This window comes from Streptomyces sp. NPDC046805 (assembly GCF_040645355.1).
Taxonomy (GTDB): Bacteria; Actinomycetota; Actinomycetes; order Streptomycetales; family Streptomycetaceae; genus Streptomyces.
Genome location: NZ_JBEYYC010000012.1, coordinates 48,502 through 63,068, shown reverse-complemented (window position 1 = coordinate 63,068; position 14,567 = coordinate 48,502). Strand labels below are relative to the sequence as shown.

The window sequence follows — 14,567 nt, the reverse complement described above, 5'->3', positions numbered from 1 at the left end:
TTCCGCTGGATCTAGTCAGCCGGGGTGCTCATTTGCCGGACCAGACTGCGCGGACGCATGTCGGCCCAGTGGGTGTTCACGTAGTCGATACAGGCCGCTCGATCGGCGAGACCGAATGCGACCGTCCATCCTTCGGGCACGGTCGCGAACTCCGGCCAGAGAGAGTGCTGGCCCTCGTCGTTGACGAGCACCCGGAAGTTGCCTTCGGGGTCTTCGAAAGGGTTGGACACGGTGTCATTTCCTGTTCTCTGATGCGGCTGCCGCAAGGGCAGGCCGGTTGCCGAACCGCATGTCGAAGGAGAGACCGAGCCGGACGCGCAAGATGCCGGGGACGTGGTCGTCGGCTCTTTCCGGACGATGAGAAATGCGACGCCGACTGGCCTTTGTGGCCGGAAAGTGCACCCCCCTGACCGACTGACGTTCGTTATCACCAATCAGCATCAGCGCTCGCAGCACTCAAGCGGATACCTCCACTCCGGAACAAGATCAAGGAGGCGTGATCTAATTCACATCAGCCGTATGAACTTCTCCCGCGGTTATGGGTAGTTCACAAGACCCGCTGCATCCAGCCATAGGGGTCCTGTACACGCCCGTACTGAATGTCGAGCACCCGCTCCCGGAGTGCGAGCGTCGTTTTGCCGGGCTCGCCCGTGCCTATCTTGAACGCATATCCGTCGCCCTTGATCCCGGTGACCGGGGTGAGCACGGCCGCCGTGCCCGCCGCGAAGACCTCCGTGACGGTTCCCTCGGCCGCGCCGGCGCGCAGTTCCTCGAACGTGACGGCCCGCTCGACCGGCGTCAGGCCGAACTCGCCCGCCAGCGCGAGGACCGTGTCCCGGGTGACGCCTTCCAGGATGGTGCCGAGCGCCGGTGTCACCAGCTCGCCCCCGGACGTGACCAGGAACAGGTTCATGGCCCCGGACTCCGCGATGCAGCCCTGCTCACCCTCGGTGTCCAGGTAGAGGACCTGCGCGCAGCCCTGGCGCTCCGCCTCCGTCTGCGGGGCCATGGTCGCCGCGTAGTTGCCCCCGCATTTGGCCGCGCCCGTGCCGCCCTTCGCCGCGCGCGTGTAGGACGTGGTCACCCACAGCGTCACACCGGCCGCCCCCGAGGCGAAGTACGGCTGCGCCGGGCAGGCGATCACGGCGTACTGGACCCGTCGCGCCGGACGCACCCCGAGGAACGGCTCGGCGGCGAACATGAACGGCCTGAGGTACAGGCTCTTCTCGTCCGCGGCCGTCGGCACCCAGGGCTCGTCCGCGCGCACCAGTGCCTCGATGCTCGCCAGGAAGTCCTCCTCGGGCAGGAGCGGCAGCCCCAACCGCTCCGCGGACCGTCCGAAGCGGCGCGCGTTGCTCTCGGGCCGGAACAGCCAGACGCTTCCGTCCGCGTGCCGGTAGGCCTTCAGCCCCTCGAAGATCTCCTGGCCGTAGTGCAGCACGGCGGCGCTCGGGTGCAGGGAGAAGGGTTCTAGGGGGCCCACGCCGCGGTCGTGCCAGCCGGCCTCCGGGGTCCAGACCGCGCGGGCCATGTGGTCGGTGAAGTACTGGCCGAATCCGGGTGCCTCCATGAAGGCCGCGCGCTCGTCCTCGGGCAGCGGATCGGCCGTGCGCGTCAGTGGGAACGCGGAAGCCATCGTCAACTCCTTTAGTCGGAAGGCCTCTTGGGTGTGAGGCCGGAGGGCGACAGCGGCCTGGTGGGCCGTCGTGCCGCAGGCGGGTCAGAGATCGGCCAGGAGCAGCGAGGGGCGCTCCACGCGGTCGGCGACATAGCGCAGGAACCCTCCGGCGACCGAGCCGTCGCAGACCCGGTGGTCGAAGGTGAGCGACAGCTGGGTCACTTTTCGGACAGCGAGCCGGCCGTCGACCACCCAGGGTCTGTCGATGATGCGGCCGATGCCGAGGAGGGCGGCCTCGGGGTGGTTGACGAGCGGCTTCGCGCCGTCGACACCGAACACGCCGTAGTTGTTGAGCGTGAACGTGCCCCCGGTCAGCGCTTGCGGCGGCAGCTTCCCGGAGCGCGCCAGCCCGACCAACCGGCCGATACCGTCGGCGAGTTCGGCCGTCGTCATCCGGTGGGCGTCGTGGAGGACGGGGACGAGCAGGCCGCGTTCGGTCTGGGCGGCGAAGCCCAGGTGGACGGCGCGGTAGCGGACGATGTCGCCCCGCTGAAGGTCCACGGTGGAGTTGAGCTCCGGGAACCTGCGCAGCCCGGCGACACAGACGCGGGCCAGGAGCGCCATCAGGCCGACAGGCGCGGCCAGTCGGCCGCCCCGGAGGTCCTCCCGGGCCTGGAGCAGGCCGGTCGCGTCCACATCGACCCATGTGGTGGCGTGCGGGATCTCGCCGCTGCGGGTCAGCTTCTCGGCCGTGGCTCTCCGCAGCCCCCGCAGGGGGACGCGCTCCTCGGCCGAGGGCGCTGTCGGCGGTGAAGTGTCCTTGGCGGCAGATGAGTTGAGGGCGGCGACGGCCTGCTCGACGTCACGGCGCAGGATGACTCCGTGCGGCCCGCTCGGCGAGAGGCGGGTCAGGTCCACGCCGTGCTCGCGGGCGAGGGCGCGGACGAGTGGGGAGATCACCAGCGGCGCGGCTTCGCTCCGCGGCGCACGGGGCGGCGTCTCGCGGCCGCGTCGGCGGCGTACGGCGGGGGTCCGGTCCGTTCCGTAGCCGACGAGGACGTTGCCGCCGGCGGTCGGCGGTTCCTCCCGCTCCGTACGGCACGGTTCCCGCGCCGGCGGCTCCACGCGGACCGCGTCGGACGCGGTGGGCCCGACGGAGATCAGCGGAGCGCCCACTGCCAGCACCGCGCCCACGTCGGCGTGCAGTTCCAGCACGGTGCCGGCGTAGGGCACCGGCACTTCGACGGCGGCCTTCACCGTCTCGACCTCGACGACCACCTGATCGGTGTCGACGCGGTCACCGGGCGCGACCCGCCAGGCGACGACCTCGGCCTCGGTGAGCCCTTCGCCCAGGTCGGGCAGCCGGAAGACGCCGGTCTGCGGTGGGGCGGTCATGAGGCCTCCCGCGCGAGGTGGCGGGTGTCGGGCTCGTCGTCGTACTGGAGGCGGTGGACCGCGTCCAGCACCCGGTCGACGCCGGGCAGGTAGGCGTGCTCCAGTCGCGGCGGCGGATAGGGGATGTCGAATCCGGCGACCCGCAGCACCGGGGCCGCCAGCGAGTGGAAGCAACGCTCCTGCACCCGCGCCGCGATCTCGGCACCGGCGCTCGCGAAGCCCTGCGCCTCCTGTACGACCACACAGCGCCCCGTCCGCCGCACCGAGGCCGCCACCGTCTCGTCGTCGAACGGAACCAGCGTGCGCAGGTCCACCACCTCGATGTCGATGCCCTCCCGCGCCGCCTCCTGCGCCGTGTCGAGCGCGACCGCGACCGCGGTGCCGTACGCGACGAGCGTGACGTCCCGCCCGGGGCGCCGGACCACCGCGCGTCCGGCGAGCGCCGCGCCGCGCACGTCCAACTCGGCCGATTCCTTGGACCAGTACAGCCGCTTCGGTTCCAGGAGGACGACGGGGTCCGGGTCGTGCACGGCGTCGCGCAGCAGCCAGTAGGCGTCCTCGACCGTGGCCGGCGTGAAGACCTTCAGGCCGGGCGTGTGGGCGTAGTACGCCTCGCTGGAGTCGCTGTGGTGCTCGACGCCGCCGATGCCGCCGCCGTAGGGGACGCGGATGACCATCGGCAGCCCCACCCGGCCCCGGGTGCGGTTGCGCATCTTCGCGACGTGCGAGGCGATCTGCTCGAACGCCGGGTAGGCGAACGCGTCGAACTGCAGCTCCACCACCGGCCGGAAGCCGCCCATGGCCAGCCCGACCGCGTACCCCACCAGGCCCGACTCGGCGAGCGGCGTGTCGAAGCAGCGCCGCTCGCCGAACTCGGCCCGCAGCCCGTCGGTGACACGGAAGACGCCGCCGAGACGCCCGACGTCCTCTCCGAAGGCGAGGACACGCTCGTCCTCCCGCAGGGCGTCCCGCAGCGCGGTGTTGAGAGCCTGCGCCATCGTCATCGTGCCCATGTCAGCCCTCCGCGCTCTTCAGTTCGGTCTCCAGAAGGTCGCGCTGCTCCCGGAGTTGGGGCGTGGGCTGCGCGTAGACGTGGTCGAACAGCTCGCGCGGGTCCGGGTCCTGCTCGATGCCCATCCGGGCGCGCAGGTCCGCGGCGCGGGCCTCGGCCTCGGCGTGCGCCGCGTCGACGTCCTGCTGCGTCAGGGCGCCCTTGCCGCGCAGCCATGCCTCCAGGCGGTGGACCGGGTCGGCGGCGGCCCAGCGCCGTACCTCTTCCTCGTCCCGGTAGCGGCCGGGGTCGTCGGCGTTGGTGTGTCCGTCCATGCGGTAGGTGTGGGCCTCCACGAGGAAGGGGCCGCGCCCGGAGCGGGCGTGGTCGACGGCCGCGGTCAGCACCGACAGCACGGCCACCAGGTCGTTGCCGTCGACCTGTTCGGACGGCACTCCGTAACCGATGCCCTTGTACGCCAGTGCCGCCGCCGCGGTCTGCTCGGCGAGCGGTACGGAGATCGCGTACTGGTTGTTCTGGATGAGGAAGACGACCGGCGAGCCGTAGACGGCGGCGAAGTTCAGCGCCTCGTGGAAGTCGCCCTCGCTCGTTCCGCCGTCACCCACGAAGGCCATCGCCACGGCGTCCTCGCCCTTGCGTCGTAAGGCGTCCGCCATGCCGACGGCGTGCGGGAGCTGGGTGGCCAGCGGGGTGCACAACGGCGCCACCCGGCTCGCCAGAGGGTCGTAGCCGCAGTGCCGGTCGCCGCGCATCAGGGTCAGCGCCTCCACGGGGTCCACTCCCCGTGCCACCACGGCCGCGATGTCGCGGTAGGTGGGGAACAGCCAGTCCTGCGGCCGCAGCGCGAGGACTCCGGCGACCTGGCATGCCTCCTGCCCTCGGCTGGAGGGGTAGACGGCGAGCCGCCCCTGCTTGGTCAGCGTGGTCGCCTGCCGGTCGAAGCGCCGCGCGAGGACCATCTGCCGGTACGCCTCGCGCAGTCTTTCGTCCGAGGGTTCGGTGTACGCCGACGGTGCGTCGGCCGCGGTGCCCGCCTCGGTGACGAACCGCACCGGGAGGGCCGACGGCAACAGGCCGTGCGGCGCCGGCCGGGCGCGGTTCACGGACGCTTCGGTGGTGACGGACATCGCGGGAGGGCTCGCTTTCTGTGCGGGTCGGTGGGGCGGCCGGCGTTCAGGCCCGTTCGGCCGCTTGCCGGGCGGGCTCGGGCCGCCCGCCCGTGGACGCGGCGGGCGGGCGCCTGTTCACCCAGGTGCGCTCCAACTTGGCCACCACGTCGGGGCTGTGCATCCGGGTGGCCTGCTCCAGCGCGTACCGGCTCATGTAGGTGCGGAAGGCGTCGTCGGGCTCCTCGGCCAGGTGGAGCATGCGGCGGTTTCCGGGCACGGCCGGGTCCGTGAGGCGGTCGGCCGCCGATGCCACGGCCGCGTCGACCGCGTCCGGCACGACGACCTCGTCGCACAGAGTGCGGGCCTCGGGGCTGTCGGCCGCGATCCGTTCGCCGAAGAAGATCAGCCGCTGGGCCAGCCGCCGGCCCACCACGCGTCCGAGCCGCAGATTGGCCGCCCCGGGGATGATGCCCTCGTTCAGGGCAGGAAGCGAGAAGTAGGCGTCGGATCCCGCGACGACCCGGTCGAGCACGAGCGCGACCTGGGTGGCGCCCCCGATGGCGAACGTGTCGATGGCTCCCACCCAGGGCTTGCCGCCCGCGGGCTGAACGAGGCCGTCCGCACGGCCGTTGTGCAGACCGTGGATCAGTTTGCGGATGTAGCCCATCTCGCGTCGGAGCATGAAGTCGACGAACGAGATCTGCCCCGTGTAGAGGTGGGTGAGGTTGACGCCGGCACCGAAGGCGCGTCGTCCGCGGTACCGGGGGTGGGTCAGCACGCTGCCGCGCAGCACACCCACCGTCACCGCGTCGTCGAGGAGGGCGAGGTCGACGGCCGTCTCCAGGGCCTCGACCACCGCGTCGTCCTCGGCGTTGAGCACCGGCTCGTTGCAGATGGTCACCTCGGCCACGCAGCCGTCGCGGTGGACGGCCGCCTGGCCGAGATCCAGGTGGCCGGTCCGCCGGAATTCGGGGAGCAGGCTCAGGGCCCGCGGGGTCGGCGCCAGCATCGAGCGCATCAGGTGCTCGCCGGTGTCGCGCCGACCGAGCAGTTGGGCGAAGAAGATGCCCTGGTCGAGCTCCCCGCCCGACTTGGCGGCCTGGGGGACCTTGCGGTCGGCGTCCACCTGCGCGCGGTCGGGGACCAGCCCCGGGCAGCGGTCCGCGGCGGTCAGGGCGAGTTCGTCCAGCCGTACGTGGCGGCTGTGGCCGTCGGTCAGCTCGGCGTAGAGATGCTCGGCGTGCAGGTTCAGGAAGGCGTGCCGCGCCTGCCGCGCGGCCTGCTCGACGCGATCGGCGTCGCTCCGCTCGGCCGGGGAGCGCTCGGTACGCGAGGGAAGGGACGCGGTCAGCTCGGCGCAGGCTTCGAGGTGGGCGGTCAGCAGGCGGAGGTCCGCGGTGAACTCCCCCCGGAAGACCGGCGCTTCACGCGGGCGGAGCTCCACCGCGCCGGACGGCCGGCGCAGTGCGGGTGATGGTGTTGACACAGCTGTGTCCATGCCGGTTTGTCTCCTCATGGTTGTCGGCGCGACGCGGGATTCCCCGGTCCTGTCACGTACCGCCCGTGGGGACCGCCGGCCCGCAGCGCGCGATCGCGGCGAACAGGCCGCCGGACACGTCGTAGACCGCGTAGTGGTCCCCGGGGCCTCGGTGGACGCTGAACTCCCCGCCCGCGTAACGGCGCCAGCCCTCCACGACGGCCGGGGGCACGACGGGGTCGTCCTCCGCGGCGAAGACCCGGACCTCGCAGGGCAGGGGCGTCTCGGGGACCGGCCGGTACTCGGCCGCGATCCGCAGGTCGTTGCGGAGGACCGCGAGCAGCCGGCGGACGAAGTCCTCGTGTTTCAGCAGGGGTTCGGCGATCCCGCCCGTGGCGCGCACATGGCCGAGCAGCTCGTCGTGGGGAAGCGCGTGGACGGCGGTCCCGTCGGCCAGGTCCGGTGGCCGCGCGCCCGAGATCAGCAGGGCCTGCGGCAGGGAGTGCCCCCGCTCGTGCAGGCGCCTGGCCACCGCGTAGGCGAGGAGGCCGCCGAAGCTGTGCCCGAACAGGAGGTACGGCGGACGAAGCAGCGGCAGCAGCGCCTGGACCGTCTGTTCGGCCAGCTCCTGAAGCGTGTCCGGCATCGGATCGCCGATGCGGTTCTCCCGCCCGGGCAGCTGCACGGGGCACAGCGCGACCGACGCCGGCAGCCGGGACTGCCAGGGGCGGAACGCGCTCGCGCCGCTTCCGGCGTGCGCGAAGCAGAACAGTCGTACCTGGCTGGTGTCCGCCTCGAGGCCGCCGAGGAGCCAGGGCGTGGCAGCGGGCATCACGCGGTGCCTCGCGGTCGCTCCAGCAGGGTGGCGATCTCGGCGCCGGTGCGGTTCTCCAGGAGGTCGACAAGGCTCAGCCCGCCGTCCGGGAACAGCTCCTCGAGGCGGGCGAACAGGTCGACCAGCAACAGGGAGTTGCCGCCCGACTCGAAGAAGTCGTCGTCCGCGCCGACCGATTGGAGCCCCAGCGTCCGGGCCACGGCGTCCAGGACCTGCTCCTCCAGCGCGTTGCGCGGCGATGTGTTCCGCGCGCCTCCCCCACCGCCGAACTCCGGTGCCGGCAGGGCCTTCCGGTCGACCTTGCCGTTGGCGGTCAGCGGTATCTCGTCGAGCCAGACGAAGGCCGCCGGGATCATGTACGACGGCACGCGCGACCCCAGGTGCTCACGCAACTCCGCGTCGCCGGGGCGGTCGTCGCCCACCAGGTAGGCGGCCAGGGCCTGTCCGCCGGGGGCGTCGTCGCGGACCACGGTGGCCACCGCCCGGATGTCCGGGTGCGCGGCCAGGGCCACGTCCAACTCGCCGAGTTCGATGCGGTATCCGCGGATCTTGACCTGGTCGTCGCTGCGCCCGAGGAACTCCAGGTCGCCGTCGGGCAGCCAGCGGGCCAGATCGCCGGTGCGGTAGATCCGGCTGCCCGGCGGCCCGAACGGGTCGGGCAGGAAGCGCTCGCGGGTCAGGTCGGGCCGGCCCAGATACTCGCGTGCCAGACCGTCGCCGCCCAGCCACAGGTGCCCCGGCACGCCGATGGGCAGCGGGGTCAGGTCCTCGTCCAGGACGTACGCCCGGGTGTTGGCGATCGGGCGGCCGATCGGGATGGTGGGGCGGCTGGTGTCGACCGCGTCGATGGGCTTCCACGTGGCGAAGAGCGTGCACTCCGTGGGGCCGTAGACGTGCAGGAACCGGGTGTCGCCGAGATGCGGCAGGAGGCCCGCGGCACTGGCGGGCGAGAGCACGTCGCCGCCCACGAGCAGCTGCCGTACGCGCGCCAGCTCCTCGGGGAACTGCTCCGCCGCCACGTGGAGTTGGGGCGAGACGAGCAGCAGGGTCGTGATGCGGTGCCGTTGCAGGGCGGCCTTGAGCTGGTCGGGGAACGGCAGTCCCGAGGGTGGCAGGACGACCGTGCCACCGTTCAGCAGCGGTCCCCACAGCTCCACGAGCGACGCGTCGAAGGAGAGTGGCGAGAACTGCAGATGCGCTTCTCCTGGGCCGAGCTCCGCATAGTCGGTGCCTTTGACCAGGCGGCCGAGCGCACGATGGCTGACGGCGACACCCTTGGGGGCGCCGGTGGAGCCCGAGGTGTAGATCACGTAGGCAAGGTGTTCCGCCGTGGCGGGAACCTCGGGGTCGGTCTCCTGCCCTGCGGCGGCCGCGGGTTCCGGCTCCTCGTCCAGGCGGAGCACATGGGCGGAGGTCTCGGCGAACGCGGCCGCGTGCGCGGTGTCCGTGAGCACCACGCGGGCCCCGGCGTCCTCGACCACATAGACGAGCCGCCGCGGGGGGTGCTCGGGGTCGAGGGGGAGATAGGCGCCGCCTGCCTTGAGGACGGCGAGCAGGCAGACGACCATGTCGACCGACCGGGGCAGGCAGAGGCCGACGCGCTGGTCGGGGACGACGCCGAGCGCGATCAAGTGATGGGCGAGGCGGTTCGCCCGTGCGTTCAGCTCGCCGTAGGTCAGCTTGACGTCTTCGTGCTCCACGGCGGTCGCGTCGGGGTCGCGGCGGACCTGCTCCTCGAAGAACGACGCGGTGGTGCGGTCGCGCGGATAGTCGCTCTCGGTCCGGTTCCAGGCCGACACCACGAGGTCGCGCTCCTCGGGCGGCAGCACCGGGAGCGCGGCGACCGGTGTGTCCGGGCGCTCCGCGGCGGCTGTGAGCAGGTACTCCAGCCGCCGCACCAGCCGCCGCGCGGTGATCGGCTCGAAGAGGCCGGTGTCGTACTCGAGCGTTCCGTGCAGTTCGTCTCCGCGCAGGTCGAGCGCGAAGGAGAGGTCCCGGGCCGCGGTGCCGGGGTGCAGATCGACCGGGGTGCACGAGGAACCGGGGTACTCCGGCAGCCTCGTGTCCCTTCGTCGTACGGCGAACTTGACGGGTATCCGCTGGCGTTCGGGATCGCCGCAGGCGCCGGTCACGTCGGCGAGCGCGCCCGGGGTCAGCGCCGCCGCGTGCGCGCGGGCCTCGGCGAGTTCGTCGTCGGCCTGGGCGACCAGTTCCCTGAACGTCGCCTCGCCGGCCGGCCGGAGGCTCAGTACGACGTCGGTCTCGGGCCGGTCCGACAGGGCGCCGGCGTCGGACGCGGACGTGTGCACCGGCACCTGGAGTGGCACCTCCCGCTCGGCGGTGTGGCGGGAGAGCAGCACGGCGGCGCCCGCGTACAGGGCGCTGTGGGCGTCGGGCGTCCCGGACAGCTCGCCCAGCCTCTGCGCCAGGCCGGCCGGCAGGACGAAGCGCTCCACGCCGCCGTCGCGGGCGGAACGGGGCAGGCGCGGCCGGTCGCTCGGCAGGTCGAGCACGGGGAGTTCCGCCAACTGCTTCAGCCAGAAGACACGATCGGCCTCGGCCTCCTCGGCGGCGGGCCATCGAGGCTCCGGCCCGGGCGGTCCGGCTTCGGCCTTCGCTACCGCGGCGGACTCGTCCGGGTGTGCCGCGGTACAGGCGCGTGCGTGCTCGACGAGGAAGGTGTCCAGTCCGACGGGGTCGAGTGCCAGCCGGTGCGCGACGGCCACCAGGAGGCACTCCCGGTCGCCGACGCGCAGGGCGCGCAGCCGCAGCAGGGGCCCTCGCGCGAGGTCGAACGGCGTGACGGCTTCCCGCGCCGCCAGCGCGACGGCTTCCGCCGGCAACACCCGCAGCTCGGCGTAGTCGAACGCCTCCGCCTCGGGCGACGCGGGCCGTGTCGTCCGCACGCCGTCGGCCTCGGGGCACACGGCACGCAGCGCCGCGTGGCGGCCGGTCAGCGCGACCAGCGCGGCGCGGGCCGCCTCCGCGTCGAACTCGCCCTCGATGCGCAGGCATCGGACGACGTGGTGGGAAGGGTGCGACCAGCGAGCGGGGCCAGGATCGTGCGTGGAGGATGTCGGGTGTGCCGGGGCTGTCACAGTGCTTCCTCAGTTGTCTCGCCGAGTGGCCGCAGGTCTCGAAGTCCCGCCCCTTCGGGCCGCAGTACGGTCCTGACGGGGAGGTTCTTGATTCCCGCGATGAACGTGGAATGGAGGTGGCGCGGCTCTCCGGCGAGCTCGAACTGCTCGAAGTTCCGCGCGATCTCCTCGAACAGAACGGTCAGGGCGAGCCGGGCCATGTGCGCCCCGATGCAGCGGTGGGCGCCCACTCCGAACGCGATGTGACGGTTGGGGTACCGGTCGACGGAGAACCTGAACGGGTCGGGAAACACGCGCTCGTCCCGGTTGGCCGAGCCCAGCCACGCGGTGACAGGCTCCCCGGCACCGACGTCGGTGTCGTCCAGCCGCACCTGCGAAGTCGTGTGGCGCAGGGCGTGGTTGGCCGGTGAGGTCCAGCGCAGGATCTCCTCCACCAGGGCGGTCGTGTCGCCGGTCTCCAGCCAGCGGGCGTATTCGCCCGGGTTCTCCAGCAGGGCCAGCAGACCCCCGCTGGCCGCGTGGGACGTGGTGACGGTCGCGCCGATGAGAAGGCTGTAGGCGTTGAGGATGACCTCCTCGCGGCTCAGCGGCTCCCCGTCGGGTGCGGCGCGCAGGAGTACGCCGATGAGGTCGTCGGCGTCGGCGCGCCCGGGCCGGGTGACCTCCGAGTGGAAGTGGAGGAAGATCTCCGAGTGGGCCCGGTTCAGCACGGCGGACCGAGAGGCGCCCTGGCCGGCGTAGTCCGGGTCGGACTCCGCGACGGCCGCGTAGGTGAAGTGCTTCAGCCGGTTCCAGGAGTCCTCCGGGATGCCCAGTAGGAGCCCCCCGATGGCGATGGGGTAGAACGCCGCCTGGGCCGCGAAGTCCCAGGTGTCCTGCCGTGCACCGGCGGAGAGCAGCCGCCGGGACAGCTCCCTGAGCGCGGGCTCGAACTCGCGGACCGCCTGCCGGGCCAGATGCGGTACCAGCGGTTCCTTGAGCCGCTTCTGCAACGGCGGGTCGGTGACCGCGAGCATCTTTCCGCCGGCGATGTCGCTCTGCCCCAGTGTCGTCAGGATGTTGCCCCGCGCGGCCGTGAACTCGCCGTGCCGGGCCAGCACTCGGGACACCTCGGCGTACCGGGTGACGGCCCAGAACTCCGGCTTGCCGCCGACCGGGCACTGCCGGTGGACGGGGTCGTGCGCGCGCAGCCGCGTCCACACCGGGTGCGGGTCTCCGGTGCCGAAGAACTCCGGATCGGACAGATCCGGTCCGGGGTCGTCCTCCGGGGCCGGGCCGCCAGAGGTTATGCGCATGCGTCAGCCTTCCTGTGACACGGGGCGAGCGTGCCGGGACGTGATCCGGACGCGGCGTCAGATGTACGCGGTCAGAAGTGCGCCGTCAGAAGTGCGCGGTCAGATGTACGCTTCGGCGCCGCCCGTCCGGACGGTGTCGAGGGTGAAGCAGTGGAAGCCGCCGCCGAACAGCCGGCGGTGGCGGTGGCGGACCGGCACGACCGTGAAGCCGTGGTCCTCCAGGGTCCGGATGAGGGTCTTGCAGGCGTCGTTGACCATGACCGTGTTCTCGTCGATGGACAGGACGTTGAGGTCGATGTACGGGCTCGGCGGGATCGGGTCGCCGTTCTCGTACTGCGGGTAGTCGCCGATCGTCGGCGCGGGCGGCACGACGGTGTCCCACGTCCGCAGCTTCTCCGGCAGGAAGTCCAGCACGTCCGGAGAGCGCAGCAGCAGCGTGCCGGGACGCAACGCGACGACCACGCTGTCGATATGACTCTGCGTCAGTTTGTGCATGCGGTGGACGCGGAAGCGCCCTTCGAGGTGGCGCTCCAGCCATTCGCAGGCCAACACGTGGTTGGCGTTGGAGATGTTGACGACCAGGTCCCGGCCCAGCCGCAGGCAGTTCGCGGCGTCGATCATCGCCTCCACGCCCGCGTCGTACGGCGACGGCTGCGGGTTCTCCGGCACCTCGATGTTGGGAGCGGCGTTCTCGTTCTCCGGGTCGAAGGAGGCGTCCGTCATGATCGGGCGCGGCATGGACGTCCAGCGTGCGCCCTGCGCGAAGTACTCCATGAAGACCGGCTTGAGGAACTGGTTCTCGAAGTACCGGTCCCGCAGCGTCGGCGGCGTCTCGATGATCTCGTCGCCCATGATCAGCGTGTTGTCGCGGACGTTGAGGGGCGGTACGACCGCGGCGTCCCAGGCCGGCGTGGTGACCTGGGTGAGGTCGGCGGCCGGCTCCAGCGGCCGGTGTACCTTCACCGAGAGGGCCTCCAACTGGTCGGCCACCCCTTCCACGTCCTCGATGAGCTCCTTGAGGAGGCGCTCCTTGAGGGCGAGGCGGTCGGGCTCGTTGCGCCGGGTGCGGGCCTCGCTCTCGCGCCAGGTCGACAGGCTGGGGAAGTAGCCCTTGGTGCCCGACAGGTTGTCGCTGATGAACATGTCGAAGGACAGGTCGAGGATGCGGTCGGCGTATCCGCGCGCGGAGCCGACGATGATCTCCTTCAGCGGGGTGAAGTCGTCGAAGCTGTTCAGTCGCATGGAGGCGGGGCCTGCTTTCCGGTCGGTGGGGGTCAGGAGTCGGAGGTGGCGATCGCCTGCACGGGACAGCGGCTGACGGCCTCCTGCACGGCGTCGTGCAGTTCATCGAGCGGTGCCGCGTCGAGCAGGACGACGAGGCCGTCCGTGTCGTCCTGGTCGAACACCTCGGGCAGGGCCATGGCGCACTGGCCGGCCCCTATGCACATCTGCGGGTCCACGGACACACGCACGTCATTCCTCCGTTGGGTTCGGCGTCACCAGGTGACCGGCAGACGGTGCACTCCGTACACACTCATGTCGGTGGAGAGCGGAATGTCCTCGGCCGGGACGGCCAGGGCGAGCGAGGGGAAGTACCGGAAGAGCGCGGGCAGCGCGGCGCGCATCTCCATGCGGACGAGGTTCTGCCCGAGGCACTGGTGCATGCCGTAGCCGAAGGCCACGTGTCCGGTGGTGCGCCGCCCGAGGTCCAGCCGGTCGGGCTCGTCCTCGAACCAGCACGGGTCCCGGTTGGCGGCGGACAGCGACACGGTGATCGAGTCCCCCGCCTTGAGGTGCCGGCCCGCGAACTCCAGGTCCTCCAGGGGCGTCCGCGGGACGCCGTAGTGGAAGACCGTCAGGTAGCGCAGCAGTTCCTCCACCGCGTTGTCCACGAGCGACGGCTGCGCCAGGAGCCGGGCCAGCTGGTCGGGGTGGGACAGCAGGGCGAAGACGCTCAGCGCCAGCGATCCGGTGGTCGAGTCGTGTCCCGCGGTCAGCAGGAGCACGCCGATCCCGGCGATCTCCTCGGCGTCGAGGGTGCCCTCCTCGGTGAGCGCGCGGAGCAGGCCGGGCGCCTCCGGTGCGGTGTCGGCGGCGGTCTCGCGGATCGTCGCGTACAGCCGGTCCATGGCGGCGGACGTGTCGGCCGCGCTGGAGCGGAGGTTGAAGATGATCCTGCTGTTGCGCTGGAACTCCACACGGTCGCGGTGGCGGACCCCGAGCAGCTCGCAGATCACCTGGGACGCGAGGGGCAGCGCGAAGGCCTCGACGAGGTCCGCCCCGGGGCCGGCCTCGGCCATGCCCGACAGGAGCTCGTCGACGATCCGGCCGATCAGGGGCCGCAGCTCCTTCATCCGGCGCACCGTGAACTGGCCGGCCAACTGCTGCCGCAGGCGGGTGTGTTGGGGCGGGTCCATGTCGACCAACCAGCCCGGGGCCGCGGGAACGCCGAAGAACGGGTCGGTGCCGGGGCGGTGCACCGGGGCGCGCTTGAACTCCGAACGAGCGCTGAACCGGGGGTCGGTGAGCATCTGGCGGGCGAGCTCGTGGCTGGTGACGACCCAGCCGACATGGCCGTCCGGGTAGCTCATCCGCCGCAGCGGCTCGCGGTCCTGCCACTCCATCAGCGGCCGGGGCGGATCGAAGGGGCGGGCGCGCTCGGTCGGGTGCGCGGACACCGATTCCACGGGCAAGGGAGACCTCCTTCGTCGAGAGGTGGGCTGCAGGG

The 14,567-nt window shown here is 71.9% G+C and carries 12 protein-coding genes; all 12 read right to left on the bottom strand.

Translation table 11 applies throughout. The features are described 5' to 3' along the window. Nucleotides 1–11: 11 nt before the first annotated feature. On the bottom strand, nt 12–230 hold the full coding sequence (locus ABZ910_RS15200; protein WP_361364018.1) for an MbtH family protein: 219 nt from the start codon (nt 228–230) through the stop codon (nt 12–14). Nucleotides 231–547: 317 nt separating this feature from the next. Continuing rightward, a complete protein-coding gene (locus ABZ910_RS15195; RefSeq protein WP_361364016.1) occupies nt 548–1,636 on the bottom strand; it encodes a branched-chain amino acid aminotransferase in 1,089 nt (362 codons plus the stop codon). An 84-nt stretch (nt 1,637–1,720) separates the two neighbouring features. Then, complete coding sequence (locus ABZ910_RS15190; protein ID WP_361364013.1) at nt 1,721–3,013, bottom strand: dihydrolipoamide acetyltransferase family protein; 1,293 nt, start codon at nt 3,011–3,013, stop codon at nt 1,721–1,723. After that, entirely contained in the window at nt 3,010–4,026 is a 1,017-nt protein-coding gene (locus ABZ910_RS15185; protein ID WP_361364011.1) for an alpha-ketoacid dehydrogenase subunit beta, read from the bottom strand. Before ABZ910_RS15185 ends, ABZ910_RS15190 begins: the two co-directional genes overlap by 4 nt. Nucleotide 4,027: 1 nt before the next feature. Beyond that, entirely contained in the window at nt 4,028–5,152 is a 1,125-nt protein-coding gene (gene pdhA / locus ABZ910_RS15180; protein ID WP_361364008.1) for a pyruvate dehydrogenase (acetyl-transferring) E1 component subunit alpha, read from the bottom strand. 46 nt (nt 5,153–5,198) lie between these two features. Then, a complete protein-coding gene (locus ABZ910_RS15175; RefSeq protein ID WP_361364005.1) occupies nt 5,199–6,632 on the bottom strand; it encodes an enoyl-CoA hydratase/isomerase family protein in 1,434 nt (477 codons plus the stop codon). A gap of 52 nt (nt 6,633–6,684) precedes the next feature. After that, on the bottom strand, nt 6,685–7,443 hold the full coding sequence (locus ABZ910_RS15170; RefSeq protein WP_361364003.1) for an alpha/beta fold hydrolase: 759 nt from the start codon (nt 7,441–7,443) through the stop codon (nt 6,685–6,687). Beyond that, nucleotides 7,443–10,544, bottom strand: coding sequence for an amino acid adenylation domain-containing protein (locus ABZ910_RS15165; RefSeq protein WP_361364000.1), 3,102 nt, complete (start codon nt 10,542–10,544; stop codon nt 7,443–7,445). Before ABZ910_RS15165 ends, ABZ910_RS15170 begins: the two co-directional genes overlap by 1 nt. Next, nucleotides 10,541–11,839 carry a cytochrome P450 gene (locus ABZ910_RS15160; RefSeq protein WP_361363998.1) on the bottom strand — a complete coding sequence of 433 codons (1,299 nt, stop codon included), beginning with the start codon at nt 11,837–11,839 and terminating at the stop codon, nt 10,541–10,543. The genes ABZ910_RS15165 and ABZ910_RS15160 overlap by 4 nt, the downstream gene beginning before the upstream one ends. 99 nt (nt 11,840–11,938) lie before the next feature. After that, nucleotides 11,939–13,081 carry a glycine amidinotransferase gene (locus ABZ910_RS15155; protein WP_361363995.1) on the bottom strand — a complete coding sequence of 381 codons (1,143 nt, stop codon included), beginning with the start codon at nt 13,079–13,081 and terminating at the stop codon, nt 11,939–11,941. 32 nt (nt 13,082–13,113) lie between these two features. Then, nucleotides 13,114–13,311 carry a ferredoxin gene (locus ABZ910_RS15150; RefSeq protein WP_361363992.1) on the bottom strand — a complete coding sequence of 66 codons (198 nt, stop codon included), beginning with the start codon at nt 13,309–13,311 and terminating at the stop codon, nt 13,114–13,116. 24 nt (nt 13,312–13,335) lie between these two features. Beyond that, complete coding sequence (locus tag ABZ910_RS15145) at nt 13,336–14,526, bottom strand: cytochrome P450 (RefSeq protein WP_361364341.1); 1,191 nt, start codon at nt 14,524–14,526, stop codon at nt 13,336–13,338. Nucleotides 14,527–14,567: the final 41 nt, after the last annotated feature.